Source organism: Dermatophilus congolensis, assembly GCF_900187045.1.
Classification (GTDB): domain Bacteria; phylum Actinomycetota; class Actinomycetes; order Actinomycetales; family Dermatophilaceae; genus Dermatophilus; species Dermatophilus congolensis.
This window is the reverse complement of the sequence record NZ_LT906453.1, coordinates 680,734-701,128: the sequence shown is the minus strand read 5'-3', so window position 1 is coordinate 701,128 and position 20,395 is coordinate 680,734. Positions and strand designations below refer to the sequence as shown.

Below are 20,395 nucleotides of genomic sequence, written 5' to 3'. Positions count from 1 at the left end.
GGGTCAGGCTGCGTTTGCGCGGGCTGCTGCGGCTTTGATGAGGTCGGGGCGGTAGCCGGACCAGTGTTCGTCGCCGTGGATGACTACTGGGGCCTGGGTGTGGCCTAGGGACATGACGTGGGTGAGAGCGTTCTCATCGGCGGTGAGGTCGACCACTTCGTAGGGCAGTCCTGCCTTGTCGAGGGCGCGGTAGGTTGCGTTGCACTGGACACAGGAGGGCTTGCTGTACACGGTGAGTGATTCTGGGGTTTCGATGGTCGACATGCTCTCTCCTCGAAGCGGGGGCGCGCCGGAGGGCGTGCGCAATAACGCGCCCGGTTTCCTGCGCGACCGTTGGCCGATAACCGGGCGGACCCGGGGTGCTGGTAGATGTTCGCGGTTGGGGGGCGATCGCGTGATGCGTTCGTCTACTGGGCGCTGCTCCTAGCTGGTGGGCTGGTGCTTGTTTCGCCTGTCGTTCCCTCTGGCCGCTGCGGGAAGGCCCTGAATTGTTTCTGGGGCTCTTCACGGTACCGCGTTCTCAACCCCAAGATGTGGGGGCTGATCCGGCGATCCAGCACAAGTGATTGTAGGGGCATGGGTGCACGCGCGCGAATGCACCGCTCTCCGGCGTGTTGAGTTTTTTCACGCAGCGCAAAGCGTCTGAGCTGGCGGAGCAGGCCGTTCGGTGAGGAATTCGTCGAGTTCTTTGAGAGTAAGAACATAGGCGGTTTCGTTCTCTGTCGTTGAACGAGCGAAAACGACTCCGGCGACACGACCATCCACGGTCAGTGCTGGGCCGCCAGAATTCCCAGGACGCACATCACCACGCACAACGTAGATCTGGCGTATCGCCTGACCTTGACCGTAAATGTCGGCGCCACGGGCGTTCATGCGGGTAGCGATACGCCCTGGCTGGGTGGAGTAAGGGCCTCCGAGTGGATATCCGGCCATAAAGAGCGCTTCTTTGCGAGAAACTCGCTCTGCTCTCGGTAGCGGCTGGGCTTGCAAGTCTTCAACTTTGAGCAGTGCAAGGTCACGGGCTGGGTCGAAAGCGATGAGATGAGCCGAGTGGCGTTCATTTTTCACTCGGACGCTGATGCGGTCAGCTCCAGCAACGACGTGAGCGTTGGTGACGATGGTGTCGGAGGTCAGTGCCCATCCGGTGCCTTCTTGGGAGCGGTTGCATCGCAGCGCAAGCGCATCGATTCGGTAGATGGATTCGCTGGCAGCTCGGAGTGCCTCATTGGATGCGATGGCCTTGTCTGGGGGCTGGACACTACGAACGTCAGGTGGTTCTTGGTCGGTGAAGACTCGGGGGAATTGGTAGGCGTCGAGAGCGACGAGTGCCTGTTCCAGCACAGCGTCTCGAGTAGCGGGCATGACGTTGTCCACCACGTGCAATGAGCGGGATGCAGAGATTCCATCTTTGAGCGCTGGGATAGGCGAGAGCGCGAGCAGCCCGGTAGCCACCCAGAGCGCCACGGCTGCGACGGTGAATTGCACAGCTGCGCCACCGAATGCATCGGTATAGCGCGCCCAGGAAGCTCGAATGCAGCTGATGAGCGGCATTGCTATACGCTCGAGGACCCCTTGGGTAATAGCTGCCAGGACTAGGATGAGCATGACCAAGATGGCTGCTTCTGAGGCAGCCCACTGCGGAGGGAGCTTATTGGCGAGCGCTCCGGGCAGAACAGCAACACCAAGAATTCCTCCAGCAGCGAATCCTGCTGCGCCAAAAAGACTTCCGATGAACCCTCGTCGCCATCCGCTCGTTACTGAGGTCCAGAGGATGAGAAGGACGACGGCATCGACCACCAGGCCCCAGGGCGCCCACGCGACCGTTCCGTTCATCACATTCTCCCTCGTCGTTATGGCGTGTTTGTGGTTAACGCCTCAGTTTTTGTGGCCTGCCAGGGCTTTCGGGAGCTTTCGTGTCGATGCACGTCATGCTCACGAACACCGCTGGTCTGGCACACTTACCTCGTGGCTCTCAACGATCTTGTCAGGCAGGCGCCTCTTTTCTCGGCGCTGAGCGACACCGATGTCCATGCACTTCAGTCGATGATGACCTCGACGCATGTGGCGCGCGGTTCAGTCCTCTTCCGTGAGGGCGACCGCGGCGACCGCCTGTACGTCATCGTCTCCGGGAAGATCAAGCTCGGACGCGCGAGCATCGATGGGCGCGAGAACCTCGTCGCTGTGCTCGGCCCGGGTGAGCTTTTGGGCGAGTTGACGGTGTTTGATCCGGGTGACCGTAACGCGACGGCCACAGCGATTGCCAACACGGAACTGATTGGTCTTACGCACGAGCAGCTGGCTGCGTTCCTGCCTGATCATCCCCAGGTGGCTTCAGCGCTGCTGGCTTCGTTGGCGCGTCGGTTGCGTCGTACGAACGATTCTCTTGCCGATCTTGTCTTCACGGATGTTCCGGGCCGGGTGGCGAAGGCTCTCATTGATTTGTCGCACCGTTTTGGCCAGGAGATCGACGATGGTCTTCTGGTTCCGCACGATCTCACTCAGGAAGAGCTGGCCCAGTTGGTGGGTGCTTCTCGCGAGACGGTGAACAAGGCGCTTGCTGATTTCGCGACGCGTGGGTGGATCCGTTTGGAGACCCGTGCGGTGGTACTTCTCGACGTGGAGCGTTTGACCCGTCGAGCTCACTGAGGCGGTTGTGTTGCTTCGGTGAGGTTCTGGTCGACGAGGACGGGGATGTCGTCCTCGTCGACCGGTCCATGCCATGTTCCGTCGGGGTGGATGACGATGACTGGGGCACGGTTGCAGGGGTAGAGGCAGCCGGTTTGGGTCAGGAGTACGCCGTTGTCGAGCAAGTCGCGGTGGCGTAGTTCGTCGCGTATTCGGGTGGCGATGGCGTCGGCTCCTTGGGCATTGCAGCGTGGCCCGCGGCAGAGCAGGACGTGATGGGTATGGGGTGGTGGTTGTTCCCAGGTGGGGTTGTGTAGTGGGGCTTCGTGTCCAGTGACGGCTCGTCGTGGCTGTTCATCGGGGTTGTAGGTGGTCGGGTCGTGTACGGGCTTAGTGATGACGTCGATGTCCATGCTGGAGTTGCGGGTGCGTTTCCAGTGTCCGGCCACGCGGCGCACCCATGAGGGGCCGGTGGCTGAGGGGCCGGTGGCGGCATTGTCGCAGGTGATGGGGATGAGCAGTACATGTTGGGTGTTTTGTGCTTCGAGGGTGTCCAGGGTGTGGGTGAGCGAGGGGTGGTTGTTGCCTTGGAGGGCGGCGACCTGAGCGTGTAGGCAGGTGGCGGCTTGGTTGATGGTGTCCTGGGGGTGGGGGTCGGTGAGGTCGATGGTGACTAGGACGAGTGTGGTCATGGTTGTTTTCCGGTAAGTCCTGTCCAGGTGATGTGGGTGCGTTCGGCGTGTTGGATGCGGGTGTTGACGCCGAAGACGTCGGCGATGAGTTTGGTGGTGAGGGTGGTGCGGGTAGGGCCTGTGGCGATGATGCGTCCGTGGTTCATGACGATGATGTGTTCGCAGAAGGCGGCGGCGAGGTCGAGGTCGTGCAGGACAGCGACGACGGTGAGGTTCAGGGCGCAGACGGTGTGTAGGAGGCTGATTTGGTGGCGTAGGTCGAGGTGGTTGGTGGGTTCGTCGAGCAGGAGGATGCGGGGTTCTTGGGCCAGAGCACGGGCCAGCTGTACGCGTTGGCGTTCTCCGCCGGAGAGGGTGGGCCAGGTTCGGTCGGCGAGGTGGGTGATTCCTGCGGTGTGCATGGCGGTGGTGACGGCGTCAGTGTCGGTGGGGTGGTGCCATCGTCCGCGGTGTGGTGTGCGTCCGAGTTCGACGATGTCTCGGGTGGTGAGGTCGAGGGGCGTGTGGGGGTGTTGTTCGAGGAGCGCGCAGAGGCGGGCGCGGTGGCGTGGTGGCATGTGGGTGACGTCGTCGTCGTTGAAGTGGATGCTTCCGGTGGTGGGGCGGCGTATGCCGGCGAGGAGGTGAAGGGTGGTGGTTTTTCCGCATCCGTTGGGGCTGACGATGGCGGTGGTTGCGGCGGCCGGGATGGTGAGGTTGAGGTGGGTGACGATGTCGCGTCCGTGAGTGTTCCAGCTGAGGTTGTGTGTGGTGATGTTCATGAGTGGCGGGCGTGGTTTCTCAGGAGGGCTACGAGGACGGGGGCTCCGATAGCGGCGGTGATGACTCCAATGGGGATTTCTTGGCCAGGGTTGAGTGCGCGAGCTGCAGTGTCGGACCACAGGAGCAGGAGTGCGCCTGCGAGGGCGGATGTGGGGAGCAGGCGGCGGTGGGTTGGTCCGATGATCAGGCGCATGATGTGTGGGATGGTCAGTCCGACGAAGCCGATGGGGCCGACGGTGGCGACGGCGGTTGCGGTCAGTAGGGCGCATCCGGTGAAGAGTGCCCAGCGGGTGTGTTCGACGCGGATGCCTAGGGAGCGGGCGGAGGTTTCTCCGAAGGCGAAGGCGTCGAGGGTGCGGGCGGAGGTGATGAGCGCTGCGGTGGCGAGCAGGGTGGTGATGGTGATGAGCCAGGCGTGTGGGGCGCGGATGCCGCTGAAGGAGCCGAGCATCCAGGTCATGACTTCACGGGCTCCGGAGTAGCCACCGAAGATCATGACGACGAAGGAGGTGAATGCGCCAGCGAGTTGGCTGATGGCTATTCCGGCGAGGATGGTTCGTCCGGGTGGGAGTGCGCCGGAGCGGCCGGTGGCAAGCCCCAGGACCAGGGCCAGGGCTGCGATTGCGCCGATGAAGGCGGTGACGGTGGTGGCTACTGCTGGGGGTAGTCCGGGGATGGTCCAGCCGAGGATGATGGCGGCGACGGCGCCGACGGCTGCTCCGCTGGAGATACCCAGGAGGTAGGGGTCGGCGAGGTCGTTGCCGGTGAGTGATTGGAGGACGCATCCGCATTGGGCTAGGGCGGCGCCGACTGCGATGGTGGCCACGATGCGGGGTAGGCGTAGTTCCCAGATGATGCGGTCGGTGAAGATGGTGACGTGGTCGCCGTGGATGAGGTGGGTGCGGCGGGCGATGACGTCGATGACGTCGGTGGGTGGGATGGGGACGGATCCGATTCCTAGGACGATGATGCTGCTGGCAGCCAGGAGGAGGGTGAGGGTGGCTGCGGTGTAGATGAAGCGGGTCACTTGTCGAGTTGGGCGAGTTGGTCGCTGACGGAGCGGGCGCCGTCGACGAGGCGGACTCCGGGTGTGCTTTCGCTGAAGGGGATTGTGATGAATCGGTTGTTTTTTACGGCGTCGAGTTGGGATAGGACCGGGTCGTTGGTGAGGTGATTTTTCTTTTTTTCGGCGGTGTTCCAGCTGGCGTCGGCCAGGACGATGACATCGGGGTTGGCGGCGACGACTTTTTCCCATGAGGCTTCGCTCCAGCCTCCGGGGAGGTTGTCGAAGATGTTGGTGGCGCCGACGGCGTTCATGATCAGGTGTGGGCCGCCTGCTCCGGCGCCAACGGTGGGGGTTTTGTCGCCGGAGTCGTACCAGAAGATGGTGTGGTTTTTGCCGGTGGCTTTGGTGCGGATTTCGTCGAGGTGTTTTTTCTGGGTGGTGATGAGGGCGTCAGCGGTGGGGGTGACGGCGAAGATTTTGGCGATTTCGGCGATTTCGTTCCAGCCGTTTTCGAAGGTGGCTTCGGCGGTGGGGGTGCCTTTGGGGCATCCGAAGGGGCTGGTGTAGGTGTTGATGCCTTCGGAGGTGAGTTCGTTTCGGGTGCCGACGGCTTTATCGGTGAAAGCGCTGGCGTAGGCGGAGTAGGCGAAGTCGGGTTTGGCTGCGAGGAATTGTTCTTTGCTGGGGTATTCCTTGGCGAGTACGGGGACGGTTGCGTAGGCGGTTTTGTAGGTGGGGGCGATGGTGTCGTCGAGGTAGGCGGTGCCTGCCATGCGGGGGGCCAGGCCTAGGGCGAGTGCTGTTTCGGTGGCGCCTTGGTTGAGGGTGACGAGTCTGCGTGGTGGGGTGGTGACGGTGATTTTTTCGCCGCAGTTGGTAAGGGTGATGGGTGCGGTGTTGCTGTTGGTGTTGGTGGGTGAGGTGGGTGCGCCGGCGCAGGCGGCAAGGAGGAGGGTGCAGGTGGCTGCGGTGATGTGGCGGGGGTGTGGGCGCACGGTGTGGCTCCTGGGACCGGTGGGCCTGGGTCGCGAGGCCTGATTCTCGATCCGCGCCCGCGGGTGACGGGGCGATCACCAACAGGTATTCGGACTTGGGGTCGTTCGGTGCGGGGCGCCTTCCCAGAGTGCTCCAGTGGCGTGTGTGCCCCGCCCGTCTCCCTTACCGCTGCGCGTCAGTTCCGGTTTTGCACCGGATTCCCTGGCCTCGTGGGCGACTGGCTTTTTCAGCGTAGCAGTGGTTTTGGTGGCTACGGAGTCGTATTTTCTTCGGCTAAGGGATAGCGCAAGCAGCTCGAGAATGTGACCTACCCCCCTCAAGGGAAGATTAGTAACGGATGGGTGAGGCAATGCGGGATGAGATGCCGGATGAAGTGCTGGCAGGTTTTGTCGAACGTGTGGAGAAGGGTGATGTTGCTGGTGTGGTGGCAGACCCCAGGTCGGCCGCGCCCGAAGACTGGAACTGTGGGTACAACTGGGATTGGAAAGAGGCCAATGGTGAGCGTTTCGACAAGTTCATCCAAACTGTGCTCGCCGCTTCAGGTGCGACGCTCCCACCCAAGCTGGTAGGGGAGCTTTTGGCGAACTACGTTCTTGTGCTGGTCGATCAGCCGGATGCAACGGATCGCGGGCTTGTGATGTGGGGTCGTTACCTTGCAGCGAAGGTGGATGAAATAACTGAATACATCACAGAAGTCATGATTGTTGGCTCTAAGTCGCCGGACGCTAGCTGGCCTACAGCGGATTTGGAAGAAATAGCGCGAGACAGCGCGAAGCTTTCCAAACGTCTCTCGCAGAGACCAACGGCCAACTGACCGCGATTTCCATTCAGAACATCGAAGTCGGCTCTTACCCTGTTGTGTGTCCCTAACAGGAACGCTTTAACTCGCAATGTTTCGGCGAACCCTTGCGGACCCATGATGGTCATGGGCGTTTTGTTGCTGGTCGCAGTGGGTGTGGGTCACAGGGTGTCGTGGTGGCGGAGGTGATCGAGCTGGGCTGCTACGCAGATGCGCGCTGCGGCCAGGACGCTTTCGGGTTGGTCGCGGTAGACGTTGTTGGTGATGGCTTCGATGTCAGTGCCGGCTCCGCTGTCGCGTGCAGCGCGGATTTGGCGCAGGCGGGTGGTGCGGTGCTGGATGTAGGCGTTCAGGATGGGGGCGGTATGGGGGCGGGTGGGGCCGTGCCCGGGCAGGAGTGCGTGCTCGCCTTTGTCTCGTAGCAGGTCAATGAGCAGGTGGAGTGTGTCTAGGTAGTCGGTAAGGGTTCCGTCGGGGTAGTCCAGGTATGTGGTGCCGCGGCCCAAGATGGTGTCGCCGGTGAATAGCAGGGGGGCTTCGTGGAGCCGGAAGGTGGTGGAGTCTGCGGTGTGGCCAGGGGTGGCGATGACGTGCAGGGTCAGTCCCTCGGCGTGCAGTGTTTGCCCGTCGGTGAGAGTGGAGGTGCCGATGGATAGGGCCTGTAGGCCGGTGGCTTTTTCGATCAGGGGGACCGCGGCTGCGTGGTCTGCGTGATGGTGTGTGAGCAGCAGGTGAGAGATTTCGGCTTCGTCGCTGGTGGCGGTGGTGAGAATGGTGGCAATGTGGGTGGGGTCAGCGGGGCCGGGGTCGATGATGATGCTGTGTTTTTTGCCTGGGGCGCGAAGGATGTAGGTGTTGGTTCCTTCGAGTGTCATGGGCCCCGGGTTCGGGGCACGCAGCACCGTCACGAACGGTGATGGTGCTCCGTCTCCGGGGCTTTGTGACTGTTCGAGCAGGGTCATTCCTCGCGTAGCGCTACGACGATTTCGACTTCGACAGGGGCATCCATGGGCAGGACTGCCACTCCAACAGCGCTGCGTGCGTGCACGCCGATGTCTCCGAAAGCTTGTGCGAGCAGGTCGGAGGCGCCGTTGATGACGGCGGGCTGCTGGGTGAATGTTGGGTCGCTGGCGACGAAGCCAACAACTTTGACAACGCTCTGGACCTGGTCGAGGTCGCCTACTACTGATTTAACTGCGGCGATGGCGTTGAGCGCGCAGGTTCGCGCTAGTTCTTGCGCCTGTTCGACGCAGACCTCGGCACCTACTTTTCCTGTGACGGGGAGGGATCCATTAACGAGGGGAAGTTGGCCGGAGGTATGGATACGCCGCCCGTCGGCTTTGGCGGGAACGTATGAACCTACGGGAACTGCTACTTCGGGTAGCGCTAAGCCAATCTCTTGCAATCGTTGTTCAACGGAACTCATGTTCAGTCCTCCTGCAGAGGACGTTTGAAATAAGCCACGAGATTTCCGGTATCGGTAGTGACGACCTGGACTAGTTCCCAACCGTCAATACCCCAGTTGTTCAAAATTTGCTGCGTCGCGTGCGGAATGATCGGCGCGGTCGCATATTCCCATTTTTTCATGAAGCAAGCCTATCTATTTCCACAGAACAGAACGAGCGCGGCTATCACACAACTGGGATTCAGTAACTCATGTAAGGGATATTTTTACCCGGCTACTTTGGCAGTACGGTTGGTGTCTTCGAAGACGCGTTTCCAGTCGGTGACCTCTGGGTGTAGGCGCAGCATCTTGCGACGTTCGCGTTCGGTCATGCCTCCCCAAACACCGAATTCAATGCGCTCATCTAAGGCTTCTGCGAGGCAATCGATAACTACTTCGCAATTGCGGCAGATCCTCTTAGCGCGTTGTTGAGCTTTTCCTTCCACAAAAAGCTCATCCGGACCAACAGTCCTGCACCAAGCCCTTGCTGACCAATGCTCGATAGACTCTTCGAACGTTGTTTCGGGCGTTTCAGTAATCACAACTCAACCCTTCAATACGCTGGCGGCCGCGTTGACGCTTCGCGCTGTGAAATCGATCTTAGACACAGACCGGGAGGGATTTGCAATACAGGTTGTCCTGAAAGTCCCCATAGACGACAGGACTGTGAGAGAGTGCCCCAGCACCTCTTAGAGTTGATGTGATCTGGATCACAATTAACGCTTTATAGGGGCATAAATAATGCCTAAGGCATGGCCTATCTCGGCTTATTACTCCGCTGCAGCGGCGCAACACGACATCGTCCAAAAGGGACGTCACCTCCGACGGGACGTAACCTTGACTACATGACGAATGACCCCACCGTCCCCGCGTCTGATCACGAGCAGAATGCGGCGCCGGAGCAACGCGAGGGGCTTCATTCCGCGTTCCGTCTACTGGGTGGAGTTGTCGCCGGGTCAACTGTTCTAGGAGTCCTCGTCGCAGGAATCTTCATGCCCGTCGTTGGAGCAGGCGGCCTAGCCACTAAATCCATCGTGGCTTCGTTCGATGCCATGCCCGCAGAATTCACGGCCTCCCCCGCTTCACAACAAACACGCATCCTGGCCGCAGACGGCTCCACCATCGCCACCCTGGCCGAAGACAACCGCCAAGTGGTCTCCCTCGATGAAATCGCCCCGATCATGCGTAAAGCACAGATCGCAATCGAAGATGAGCGTTTTTACGAGCACAGCGGCGTTGATCCCCGAGGCGTAGCCCGCGCCCTATTCGCCACACTGCGCGGCGACACCCAGGGAGCGTCCACCATCACACAGCAATACGTCCGCCAAACCCTGGTCACTACCGCCCTGAAATCTGACAACGAAGCTGGCGTTGCAGCAGCTCTAGAACGCGGCGGCGTCGCTGGCATCGTCCGCAAACTCCAGGAGATGAAATACGCCATCGCCCTGGAAGATAACCTCAGCAAAGAACAAGTTCTCGAGGGCTACCTCAACCTCGTCTACTACGGCGCAGGAGCGTACGGCGTCGAAGCTGCATCGCAACGCTACTTCAGCAAACGCGCTTCCAAACTCACCCTGCCCGAAGCCGCGATGATCGCAGGACAGGTGCAGCGCCCCAGCTACACCAACCCATTCGAACGCCCCGAAGAAACACTCAAACGCCGCAACGCCGTGCTAGACCGAATGCTTTCTTCTCACGTCATCACCGCAGAAGAGCACGACGAGGCAACCAACACGCCCCTAGGACTCAAACCAAGCTTGCCGAAACAGTCCTGCAACGCCTCGGGGTCCCCGTACTTCTGCGAATACGTCGTCAACTGGCTCCTAGACCAGCCTTCCCTGGGTAAAGACCGCAAGAGCCGCCGCAATGCCCTCTACCGCAAAGGGCTGAAAATCGAGACACCTTTCGATCCCAAGCTCGCTGCCTTCGCCCGCGAAGAACTCATCAAACGTGCCCCTGTGGAAGACAGCAAGAGCCGCGGGGCTGCCGTTGCTGTTGTACAACCCGGAACCGGAAAAGTTATTGCCACCGCCCAAAACACCAACTACGGGCAAGGCTCTGGCGAAGCTGGCGTAGAGACCACCGTGAACTGGAGCGTAGATGCCAAATACGGAGCTTCCGGCGGTTTCCAGATCGGTTCAACTGCCAAGCCTTTCAACCTAGTCGCTGCTCTAGAAAAAGGCATGTCCCCGGACACTGTCCTTCAAGTCCCCCCTAACCACACGCCCTACTCGGTCTCCCAACTTGGTGGAAACAAGTGTGGCTTTATTGGCCGCCCCTTCCAGCCCAAGAACCACGAAGGCAACGAGTTCGGCCCTATGAGCTTGAAAAAAGCCACCCAAAAATCCGTGAACACTGCCTTCGTTGAACTGGCCTCCCAGGTAGGGGTCTGCAACATCGTCGATGTCATGGGAAGGATGGGGCTACACACCGGATACGGGCAGAAGTACGGAACCAAATTCGTCCCGAACGTCATCCTCGGCGCAGACAACGCTTCTCCCCTCACCCTGGCCTCGGCCTACGCCACCCTGGCAGCCGGCGGTAAATACTGTGAGCCAGTCCCCGTGACGAAAGTCAGCGACTTCCACGGCAAGGTTTTCCCCATTCGAGGCGCGAACTGCCGTCAAGCAATCAGCCAAAAAGTCGCCTACGACACCACCCGCATCCTTGAATCCGTTATCTCTCCCGGAGCTACCGGTGAACAGATGGCTCTGGCAGATGGCCGAGTCGCAGCAGGTAAAACAGGAACCGCCGACGCGAGTGTGCACACCTGGTTCGCTGGGTTCACTCCTCAGCTGGCCACTGCCGCGTGGGTCGGACGCCCCAACGCGCAGCTGCCTCAGCCGCACGTGTACGGATCTACCTACGCTGGCCCGATCTGGACCGCAGTGATGAATGAAGCATCCAAGGGCATGCCCAAGCTCGAATTCCAACAAAACCCCAGCAAACCAGGGCAAGGAACTCCTGCTTCAGAGACTGCCGAGGTCCCGGACGTGGTGGGACGAAGCCTGAACTCGGCTAAGAAGCAACTCGAAAGTGACGGCTTCAAGGTCAAGATCAACTCCGAGAAAATGCCCTCGGAGAATATTGATTACGGCCGCGTAGCGCAGATCACACCAATGGCAGGATCGCAAACCAGCCGCGGGAGCACGGTCACCATCACGCTCTCCAGCGGACCCGATGAGTAAACCCGCAAGGAAAAACGTGTAGATGCAGTGTTGGGGGCGCTGGCACCTATCGGTGTAGGCGCCCTCAACACTGCATCTGTCAAGATGGTTAACGATGAACACACTCATGCGAGGAGCCGCTGCTTTGGCGGCCGCAGCCGTTGGAACTGCCGCCTACGGAGCTTTTGTAGAACGCAACAACTTCACGCTCCGTCGTTTCACGGTGCCTGTTCTTCCACCTGGGGCACCACAGATCCGAGTTCTCCATCTGTCTGACATCCACATGATGCCTTGGCAGCTGCGCAAGCAGGAATGGATCGCCAGTCTCGTTGACCTGGAACCTGACCTGGTCATTGACACTGGTGATCACATCTCTCACCCTGACTCGGTCCCTGTGGTGTTGGATTTGCTCGAGCCATTACTGCGCCTGCCTGGTGCGTTCGTGTTGGGGTCGAACGACTATTTCGCCCCTGCTGCGCGCAATCCAATGAAATATCTGTTGAAGTCCGAGCCGAAACCAAGTTCCAAACGTCTACCTACGGAGGCACTTGTCCTAGGGCTAGGTGAGATGGGGTGGCGTGACCTATCGAACGCCCGCGGCCACCTCACCGTCAAAGGCATAGAAATCGCGCTGGTCGGTGTCGATGACCCCCACCTGAAGTACGACATGTTCCACCAGATTCCGGCAGCACCAGAACATCCGACCCCAGATCTGAAACTGGGTCTACTTCACGCCCCCTACACGCGTGTGCTCGAAGCTATGACCGCCGAGGGAGTGGACCTGATGTTCGCTGGTCACACCCATGGCGGGCAGCTAGCAATTCCGGGCTACGGCGCCATCGTCACTAACTGCGACTTGGATGCGCGCCGAGTTAAAGGATTGTCGCGATGGTGGGAAGGAGCGAACGGAATCGACTCTTCCCACGCACCAGCCGAAGCAGCCTGGCTTCATGTCTCCGGCGGATTGGGTACCTCCCCGTTCGTCCCAATCCGTATCGCGGCACGTCCGGAAGCATCACTGTTGACTCTTACCCCACGAGAGCACTGAACAGCGCCATCCGCTGCCAAAGCAGACCGATTGGGAGAAAAGTACCCACGTGCGTTAACGTTGGGAGTCGCTGGGACTAAATCCACAGCATCCTCGGGGTGTGGCGCAGCTTGGTAGCGCGCTTCGTTCGGGACGAAGAGGTCGCAGGTTCAAATCCTGTCACCCCGACCAACTCTGAAAGGGCCCCTCACCTAGGTGAGGGGCCCTTTCAATATCCTTATCCCCCAACCCATCCCACCCCCACCACACCCGAACCACACCGGTTACCCCGCACACGCGATGTGATGGAGTTAAAGAGTGAAGGCGAACAACACACATCTCCTCTGCGCTACCACCGCGCTCCTAAGCCTCGCCTTCCTCAGCGCCTGCAAAATCAACCCCATCGCCTCCGCCGCCTCCGGAACCGACCACCTCGCCCACGTCACCGGCATCACCGACGGCAACATCATCAAAGTCGACCTCGACGGCACCACCGAACACATCCGTCTCATCGGAATCAGCACTCCCCCAGGCACTGGCTGCTACACCCAAGAAGCCACCAACCGCATGCGCCGATTCATCGAAGCCACCGCCGTACGCCTCGAGACAGACCCCACCTACAGCAACCGCGACCCCCAAGGCCACCTCTTACGACACATATTCACCTCAGACGGAACCAACGTCGCCCAAACCCTCATCAACGACGGATACGTCCACGCCACCACCACCAAACCCCCATACCGCTACCAACCCGCCTACACCGCAGCCCAAAAAGCAGCCCAAAAAGCACAACGCGGCCTCTGGGCCGCCTGCACCACCACACCCAACCACCCCAAATAACCCCCCCCATCACCCCACCACACCCAACACCACCGTCGCTGCAACAACCGCGCACCCCGCACACACCACCCCAGCAACCCCCAACCGCCACACACTCCACTTCACTCCCGCAGCCGAACACCGCTGCAGCCACAACAACGTCGCCAACGCCCCCCACGGCGTCACCAACGGCCCCACATTCGCTCCCACCAACACCGCCATCAACCCCACCGCATCACCTGAAACCACCCCCTCCACCGCCAAATACGCAGGCAAATTGTTCACCACATTCGCCAACAACGCCGTCACACCAGCCACCCGTAACAACCCACCCACACCCTCTGCAGACCCCAACACCCCACCCAACCAACCCAAACCCCCCACACCCTCAACCCAACCAACCAGCACAGACAACACCACAAACCCCAACGCCATCCCCCACGGCACCCCCACCCCACGCAACAACCCCGCATCCCGCACCAACACCGCCCCCACCAACACCACCACTCCCACCGACGAGACCACCCACGGCTCCACCCCCACCGCAAACGCAGGCCCCACTGCCCCACACACCACAAAACCCACCAGCAACAAAACCCGATCACCCACCTCACCAGCAGGAACCACCCCATACCTACCCGACACCAGCGCCGGATACATCACGACCACACACACCAACGTCACCACAATCGCCACGCACCCGGGCCATAACGCCAACGCCACATAATCCCCATGCCCCAACCCCCACCGGGCAAAACGATCCACCGCCATAAGATTCGTCAAATTCGACACCGGCAACAACAACGACCCCGTATTCGCGATCCACAACGTCGTCACCGCAAACGGCCGCACCGGCACACCCACCTGCCTAGCCAGCGCAAGCGCCACCGGCGTCAACAACACAGCCGTCGTATCAAGAGAAAGAAAAACAGTAGTAACGACAGCAAAAACAGAAAACAACCACCACAAAAGAAACGTGCGACCCCGCCCCCACCCCGCAATCCAGCGAGCAGCAACATCAAAAACACCCACTCGCTGAGCCACATCTGCCAAAACAGTGACCGTCACAAGGAAAGCGACAACCGGAGCAACCCGCTCAAGAACAGGAATAACAGTGTCAGTGAACACGATTGTTAATCGTGCCGCAGATAAAAACCCTTCCCGCGCAGACTCGCTCCCCCGACAGGCGCACCGTTGCACACAAGCACACCCAACATGAGCAGCAACTAATCGCACTCAGTGACACCATGCAGCAGTGAACACCACAGAGAACGAGCACACCACGCCTCACAAACACGGCGTAGCCGTTCTCCTGGGCGCTCTCGGCGTCGTCTTCGGCGACATCGGCACCAGCCCCCTCTACGCCCTCCAAACGGTCTTCTCCACAGACCACAACGCCGTCGCAGCCACCACCGAAGACGTCTACGGAGTGCTTTCCCTCGTCGTGTGGTCCATCACCATCGTGGTGTCCATCAAATACATCGCACTGGTCATGCGCGCAGACAACAACGGCGAGGGCGGCATCCTCACCCTCACCGCGCTCCTACGCAGGATCTACCGCAAACCCCGACACATCTACACCGCCACCCTGCTAGGCATACTCGGCGCCGCACTCTTCTACGGCGACTCCCTCATCACACCCGCCATCTCCGTCATGAGCGCCGTCGAAGGACTCGCCGTCATCGACCCCACCGCCGAAACCCTCGTGGTCCCCCTGGCCCTGATCATCCTCACCATCCTCTTCGCCCTACAACACAAAGGGACCCACGTCGTCGGCAAAGCCTTCGGACCAGTCATGATGCTCTGGTTCCTCACCATCGCCGCCCTCGGAATACCCCACATCTTCACCCACCCAGCCGTCCTACAAGGCCTCTCCCCCACCTGGGCAATCCACTTCGCCCTCGACCGCCCCGCCGTCGCCTTTATCGCCCTCGGCGCAGCAGTCCTCACCATCACCGGCGCCGAAGCCCTCTACGCCGACATGGGCCACTTCGGCGCATCCCCAATCCGCAAAGCCTGGTTCTTCATCGTCTTTCCCTGCCTCCTACTCAACTACCTCGGCCAATGCGCCCTCATCCTCACTAACCCCGCCGCCATCGACTCCCCCTTCTTCCACCTCGTCCCCACCCCACTGCTCATCCCCGTCGTCATCCTCGCCACCGCAGCCACCGTCATCGCATCCCAAGCCGTCATCTCCGGAGCCTTCTCGGTATCACAACAAGCCCTCAACCTCGGCCTCCTCCCCCACTTCGCCATCCGCCACACCTCCCGAGAAGAAGGCGGACAAATCTACGTACCCATCATCAACACCACCCTGGCCATCGGCGTAGCCATCCTCATCCTCAGCTTCCGCAGCTCCGCAGCCCTCGCCAACGCCTACGGCCTGGCCGTCACCGGAACCCTCATCCTCACCACCGTCCTATTCACCATGCTCGCCCACCACTGCTGGAACTGGCCCACCTGGGTCATCGCCCCCATCACCACACTCATCGGCAGCCTGGAACTGCTCTACTTCACCGCCAACCTCACCAAAATCATCCACGGCGGCTGGCTACCCATCGTCATCGCCACCATCATCCTCATCATCATGACCACGTGGATGCGCGGCGCTCGCCTAGCCAACAAGCGCAGAGCCAGCCTCGAAACCAACCTCCTGACCTGGCTAGAAAAAATCTCCGACAAAGGCATCCCCCGCGTCCCAGGACAAGCGATCTACCTGCACCACAACCTCGAAACCGTCCCCCTAGCCCTCAAAGAAAACCTCCGCTTCAACCACGTCCTTCACGAAAACATCGCCATCGTCACCGTCGAAACCACCAACATCCCTCACGTACGCCACAACGACCGCGTCACCGTCACCGACATCGGCACCGAAGACGACGGCATCGTGACCATACGCATCCGCCTGGGCTTCAACGACTCCCGCGATGTGCCCCACAACCTCGCCTGGAGCGCAGGCAAAGATCCCCACTTCACCTACGACGCCGACGAAGCCCGTTACTTCCTCTCCGTACTGCACATTCACCCCGACCACAACTGCAACAAACTCACCCGCATCCGCCGAGGCCTGTTCATCTTTCTCAACCGCAACGCAGGCAGCCGAGCTGAAGCCTTCCACCTACCACCCCACCGCACCGCGATCCTTGGCGGATCCATGTACCTATAACCCCCACCACACAACAAAGCAGCGGCGCCGCGAACCATCGCGACACCGCTGCCTCACACAGCTACTACCAAATCAGCGACCAGTACCGCCGTACACAACCGCCTGAACCTGCTCATCATCGAGACCAAACGCTGAATGCACAGCACGCACAGCCTCATCCAACTGATCATCCCGTGTCACCACCGAAACACGGATCTCCGAAGTCGAAATCATCTCAATGTTGATCCCAGCCGAAGCCAACGCAGCAAACAAGGTCGCCGAAACACCCGGGTGAGAACGCATACCCTCACCCACCAGCGACAACTTACCAATCTGGTCATCGTAAAAAATGTTCTCAAAGCCGATCTGCTCACGCACCTGATCCAAAGCCTGAACAGTCCGGTCACCATCAGCCATCGGCAACGTGAACGAAATATCCGTCGTACCAGCTTTCGACGTAGACACGTTCTGCACGATCATGTCGATGTTGCCCTGCGCCTCCGAAACCACCTGGAAAATACTCGCAGCCTTCCCAGGAACATCCGGCACCGCAGTAATCGTGACCTTTGCCTGGCCACGATCATGCGCCACCCCAGTAATCAACGGCTCCTCCACAGCGTCTCCTCCTCGAGGCTCGTCAGTGATGATGGTGCCCGTCTTATGCGAGAACGACGAGCGAACGTGAATCGGAACATTGAAACGACGCGCGTACTCCACACAACGCAACATGAGAATCTTCGCGCCAGAAGCCGCCATCTCCATCATCTCCTCCGTGGAGACACGCTCGAGACGACGCGCCTTCGGCACAATCCGCGGATCAGCCGTGAAAACACCATCAACATCCGAATAGATCTCACACACATCCGCACCCAACGCCGCAGCCAAAGCCACCGCCGTCGTATCCGAACCACCCCGACCCAACGTCGTGATGTTCTTCGTCGTCTGCGAAACCCCCTGGAAACCAGCCACAATCGCGATATGGCCCTCAGCCAACGCCGACTGAATCCGACCAGGGGTCACATCAATAATGCTCGCCCGACCGTGCACCTCATCCGTGATCACACCAGCCTGCGACCCCGTAAACGACTGCGCCGAATGCCCTAACGCCTCAATAGCCATCGCCAACACAGCCATCGAAATGCGCTCACCCGCAGTCAGCAACATATCCAGCTCACGCGCCGGAGGAAGCGGAGTCACCTCCTGCGCAAGATCCATCAAATCATCCGTCGTGTCCCCCATCGCCGAGACGACAACACACACATCGTTGCCTGCACGCTTGGTCTCCACAATCCGCCGCGCAACACGCTTAACACTCTCAGCATCCGCCACCGACGAACCGCCGTACTTCTGCACCACCAAACTCATGGACTACACGCCTCTCCAACGCAGACAACGCGACAATTCGCGCCAAGTCTAAAGCTCCACACAATTCACACCACCGCCTGACCATCCAACCAACCCCACCCACCCCCATCCAAAAAACCCACCAAAAACCCTCACACACAACAACACCCCGCCGATAAACACATGAACCACAAACCCGGTCAGGGGAGACCCTCACGCCTCAGAAGGTCGCATGAACAACGTCGCCGAGAAAGAACCCCGCACCCACACCAGCGGAAACACCGACGAACCCGGCCTACAACTCACCAACATCGTGCTCACCCACCGAAACCGCACCATCCTCGACCACACCCGCCTAGGCGTTCTCCCCGGCACCATCACAGCACTAACCGGACCAGCCGGATCCGGAAAAACCACCCTCATGCGCGTAGCCGCAGGAATCCTGCGCCCCACCTCCGGCACCATCCGCATCGCAGGCATCGACCCCACCACACAACCCCAACAAGCCCGCGCACACACCGGCTGGCTCCCAGCCACCCGCACCAACCTCGGCCCAGTCACCCCCCGCGAACTCCTACGCACCTTCACCATCGGCCACCGCCTACCCGAACGCACCGGACGCCTACGCACCAACGAACTCATCGAACGGATGAACCTCACCCGCGTCGCAGACACCCACGCCAGCACCCTGCCCCTGGCAACCCAAACCCTCCTCATGCTTGCCTGCGCCACCATCCACAACCCCGCCGTCCTCCTCCTGGACGAACCACTCACCGGACTCGACAGCGACGACCGCGCACACATCGCCGACCACCTACGCGCCGAAGCCCACCGCGGAACAGCAATCCTTGCCACCGCCCCCGACTCCTGGCTCCTCGACGAAATCGCACACCGCTGCGTCACCATCGACCACGGCCGCATCACCGGATCACACGAACTCCAAGCCACCAACGGCCACCGCTGGCGCATCGTCAGCCTCGACGGCGACATCCTCCGCACCACCCTCAACGCCAACGGAGTCGACTACGAAGACGTCCCCACCCCCGATGGCCGCCTCACCCACCGCGCCGCCGTCGACGTCGCCATGACCCACGAACGCGAAGCCACCGCCCTACTCAACGCCCTCACCCGATCAGGCGTACCCGTCTACGGATTCGGCCCCAGTAACACCACCCACACCTCACTCAACGAAACCCCCACCATCCACGGCCACGAGGCCACCCCGTGAAACTCCGCCTACCCAAACGCACCAAACGCACCCGCGAATGGCGCTGGACCACCGACCGCCGCAAAGCCGAAAAAACCCAACGCAAAACCCAACACACCCCCAAACCCGCTACCACTCGCAGCGACAACCGAACCCCTCACAGCGGCATCGCCCGCCTCACCGACGCCCTACCCCGCACCCCCATCCCCGCACCCCTAAACACCCCAGCCCGGCGACACACCCTCACCGCCATCACACACATCGCCGCACTCGAACTACGCACCACCGCCCGCACCCGCCTCACCTGGACCATCACCGCCACCTGGACCGCACTCATCTACGGATTCCTCCTGCTCGCACTCGCCACCACCGGAACCAACGCCCCCACCCTCCTACACAGCATCACCGCAACAACCACCCTCATCACCACCCTCATCCTCGCCCCCATCCTTGGCGTCACCCCCCTAGCCCGCACCCGCGCCACCGGCCTACTCGACATGTTCCGCCTCACCGGATTCACCCCCCGCACCATCTCCTGGGGCACCACCCTCGCCACCACCACCCAATACACACTCCTACTCCTCATCGCTACCCCCGCCCTAGCTATCGGCACCCTCCTAGGCAACGCCAACCCACTCGACCTCGCCGGAACCCTGCTCACCCTCGCCGTCACCGGATGGACCCTCACCTGCCTCGGCTCAGCAACCGCCACCCTCATCGCCCACCGCGCCCTCGCCTCTTTCACCGCCATCACCCTCACCGGCGCACTCATACTCACCCCCGTACTCCTCTTCTCCGCACTCCTACCCCTGACCAACGAAGCCACCAACGCCCACGTCGCAACCAGCACCCCCCTGCACACCACCAACGGACACCACCCCGAACAATTCATCACCTGCACAGTCACCAACGCCACCCGACACCGCAACCGCCCCGACCACATCTGGTGGCTCCTACTCCCCCAGCCCTTCATCACCCTCGCCGACGCCGCACCCCGCATCCCCCACACCTTCGCCTTCGAGCCCCTCACCGCCCTACGCACCGCAATCCGCACCACTCGCACCACACCACCCACCCCACCCACCATCGACGAATGCCCCCTGCCCAGCCGCCCCACCGAACACACAAAAAACACACCCCCCACCCCCACTGAAAAAATCCGCGCAACCATCACTGAACAACGCCGCACCACCGCACAACAAGCAGAAAAACTCACACCACACTGGCCCATCTCTCTGGCAATCTGGGCCCTCATAGGCGCCACCACCACCGCCTACACCACCCGACGGCTCAAAACCCCCGGCCCAGCCGCGTACGGCGAACACACCATCCACCACGCCCCCACCAACACCTAACCCACAG

Annotated in this window: 20 protein-coding genes, 1 tRNA gene and 1 riboswitch; of the genes, 9 read left to right on the top strand and 12 right to left on the bottom strand. The window is 60.9% G+C overall.

What is annotated here, in order from left to right; translation table 11 throughout:
• Positions 1-3 precede the first annotated feature (3 nt).
• Both nrdH and CKV89_RS03020 read right to left on the bottom strand, forming a co-directional pair.
• The gene (nrdH, locus tag CKV89_RS03025; protein ID WP_028327543.1) at positions 4-264 is read right to left on the bottom strand and encodes a glutaredoxin-like protein NrdH; all 261 of its coding nucleotides are present in this window, start codon (positions 262-264) and stop codon (positions 4-6) included.
• A gap of 360 nt (positions 265-624) precedes the next feature.
• Positions 625-1,833 (bottom strand): MarP family serine protease, encoded by a 1,209-nt coding sequence (locus CKV89_RS03020; protein WP_051277637.1) that lies wholly within the window; start codon positions 1,831-1,833, stop codon positions 625-627.
• A 210-nt stretch (positions 1,834-2,043) separates the two neighbouring features.
• On the opposite strand from CKV89_RS03020, the gene CKV89_RS03015 reads away from it, so the two are divergent.
• A complete protein-coding gene (locus CKV89_RS03015; protein WP_095068566.1) occupies positions 2,044-2,646 on the top strand; it encodes a Crp/Fnr family transcriptional regulator in 603 nt (200 codons plus the stop codon).
• Here the strand turns inward: CKV89_RS03015 and CKV89_RS03010 are convergent.
• Genes CKV89_RS03010 through CKV89_RS02995 form a run of 4 tightly spaced genes read right to left on the bottom strand, consistent with a single transcriptional unit; the run spans position 2,640 to position 6,080 of the window.
• Complete coding sequence (locus tag CKV89_RS03010) at positions 2,640-3,317, bottom strand: (2Fe-2S) ferredoxin domain-containing protein (protein ID WP_051277636.1); 678 nt, start codon at positions 3,315-3,317, stop codon at positions 2,640-2,642. The two genes, CKV89_RS03015 and CKV89_RS03010, sit on opposite strands and share 7 nt — an antisense overlap.
• Positions 3,314-4,078: an ABC transporter ATP-binding protein gene (locus CKV89_RS03005; RefSeq protein ID WP_028327541.1), complete on the bottom strand. Its 765-nt coding sequence runs from the start codon at positions 4,076-4,078 to the stop codon at positions 3,314-3,316. The genes CKV89_RS03010 and CKV89_RS03005 overlap by 4 nt, the downstream gene beginning before the upstream one ends.
• Positions 4,075-5,106: a FecCD family ABC transporter permease gene (locus CKV89_RS03000; RefSeq protein ID WP_028327540.1), complete on the bottom strand. Its 1,032-nt coding sequence runs from the start codon at positions 5,104-5,106 to the stop codon at positions 4,075-4,077. The genes CKV89_RS03005 and CKV89_RS03000 overlap by 4 nt, the downstream gene beginning before the upstream one ends.
• The gene (locus CKV89_RS02995) at positions 5,103-6,080 is read right to left on the bottom strand and encodes an ABC transporter substrate-binding protein (RefSeq protein WP_051277635.1); all 978 of its coding nucleotides are present in this window, start codon (positions 6,078-6,080) and stop codon (positions 5,103-5,105) included. Before CKV89_RS02995 ends, CKV89_RS03000 begins: the two co-directional genes overlap by 4 nt.
• A gap of 63 nt (positions 6,081-6,143) precedes the next feature.
• Positions 6,144-6,318, bottom strand: a riboswitch (cobalamin riboswitch).
• Positions 6,319-6,430: 112 nt separating this feature from the next.
• On the opposite strand from CKV89_RS02995, the gene CKV89_RS02990 reads away from it, so the two are divergent.
• Positions 6,431-6,895: a hypothetical protein gene (locus CKV89_RS02990; RefSeq protein ID WP_154657675.1), complete on the top strand. Its 465-nt coding sequence runs from the start codon at positions 6,431-6,433 to the stop codon at positions 6,893-6,895.
• A gap of 146 nt (positions 6,896-7,041) precedes the next feature.
• Here CKV89_RS02990 and CKV89_RS02985 read toward each other — a convergent pair whose 3' ends face one another.
• The 4 genes from CKV89_RS02985 to CKV89_RS02970 all read right to left on the bottom strand — a co-directional run bounded on the left by CKV89_RS02985 (position 7,042) and on the right by CKV89_RS02970 (position 8,866).
• The gene (locus CKV89_RS02985) at positions 7,042-7,755 is read right to left on the bottom strand and encodes an MBL fold metallo-hydrolase (protein ID WP_231935432.1); all 714 of its coding nucleotides are present in this window, start codon (positions 7,753-7,755) and stop codon (positions 7,042-7,044) included.
• Between the two features lie 83 nt (positions 7,756-7,838).
• A complete protein-coding gene (locus CKV89_RS02980) occupies positions 7,839-8,306 on the bottom strand; it encodes a RidA family protein (protein WP_028327536.1) in 468 nt (155 codons plus the stop codon).
• Positions 8,307-8,308: 2 nt separating this feature from the next.
• Positions 8,309-8,467: a DUF4177 domain-containing protein gene (locus CKV89_RS02975; protein ID WP_095068448.1), complete on the bottom strand. Its 159-nt coding sequence runs from the start codon at positions 8,465-8,467 to the stop codon at positions 8,309-8,311.
• Between the two features lie 84 nt (positions 8,468-8,551).
• Positions 8,552-8,866, bottom strand: coding sequence for a WhiB family transcriptional regulator (locus CKV89_RS02970; protein ID WP_095068446.1), 315 nt, complete (start codon positions 8,864-8,866; stop codon positions 8,552-8,554).
• Between the two features lie 303 nt (positions 8,867-9,169).
• Here CKV89_RS02970 and CKV89_RS02965 point away from each other — a divergent pair, with 303 nt between their 5' ends.
• From CKV89_RS02965 to CKV89_RS02950, 4 genes are all read left to right on the top strand, one after another.
• A complete protein-coding gene (locus CKV89_RS02965) occupies positions 9,170-11,512 on the top strand; it encodes a transglycosylase domain-containing protein (RefSeq protein WP_051277634.1) in 2,343 nt (780 codons plus the stop codon).
• Positions 11,513-11,606: 94 nt separating this feature from the next.
• The gene (locus CKV89_RS02960; protein WP_028327534.1) at positions 11,607-12,539 is read left to right on the top strand and encodes a metallophosphoesterase; all 933 of its coding nucleotides are present in this window, start codon (positions 11,607-11,609) and stop codon (positions 12,537-12,539) included.
• A 94-nt stretch (positions 12,540-12,633) separates the two neighbouring features.
• Positions 12,634-12,710, top strand: a tRNA-Pro gene (locus CKV89_RS02955).
• 126 nt (positions 12,711-12,836) lie between these two features.
• Positions 12,837-13,358 (top strand): thermonuclease family protein, encoded by a 522-nt coding sequence (locus CKV89_RS02950; RefSeq protein ID WP_051277633.1) that lies wholly within the window; start codon positions 12,837-12,839, stop codon positions 13,356-13,358.
• Positions 13,359-13,367: 9 nt separating this feature from the next.
• Here the strand turns inward: CKV89_RS02950 and CKV89_RS02945 are convergent, their stop codons facing one another.
• Positions 13,368-14,465 (bottom strand): ArsB/NhaD family transporter, encoded by a 1,098-nt coding sequence (locus tag CKV89_RS02945; RefSeq protein ID WP_034401330.1) that lies wholly within the window; start codon positions 14,463-14,465, stop codon positions 13,368-13,370.
• A 127-nt stretch (positions 14,466-14,592) separates the two neighbouring features.
• Between CKV89_RS02945 and CKV89_RS02940 the strand changes: the two genes are divergently transcribed.
• Entirely contained in the window at positions 14,593-16,503 is a 1,911-nt protein-coding gene (locus CKV89_RS02940; RefSeq protein ID WP_051277631.1) for a potassium transporter Kup, read from the top strand.
• Positions 16,504-16,575: 72 nt separating this feature from the next.
• On the opposite strand, the gene CKV89_RS02935 is transcribed toward CKV89_RS02940, so the two are convergent.
• Positions 16,576-17,847 carry an aspartate kinase gene (locus CKV89_RS02935; protein WP_028327530.1) on the bottom strand — a complete coding sequence of 424 codons (1,272 nt, stop codon included), beginning with the start codon at positions 17,845-17,847 and terminating at the stop codon, positions 16,576-16,578.
• A gap of 211 nt (positions 17,848-18,058) precedes the next feature.
• Between CKV89_RS02935 and CKV89_RS02930 the strand changes: the two genes are divergently transcribed.
• Positions 18,059-19,054 carry an ATP-binding cassette domain-containing protein gene (locus tag CKV89_RS02930; protein ID WP_051277630.1) on the top strand — a complete coding sequence of 332 codons (996 nt, stop codon included), beginning with the start codon at positions 18,059-18,061 and terminating at the stop codon, positions 19,052-19,054.
• Entirely contained in the window at positions 19,051-20,388 is a 1,338-nt protein-coding gene (locus tag CKV89_RS02925) for a hypothetical protein (RefSeq protein WP_028327529.1), read from the top strand. The genes CKV89_RS02930 and CKV89_RS02925 overlap by 4 nt, the downstream gene beginning before the upstream one ends.
• The last annotated feature ends 7 nt before the right edge of the window (positions 20,389-20,395 follow it).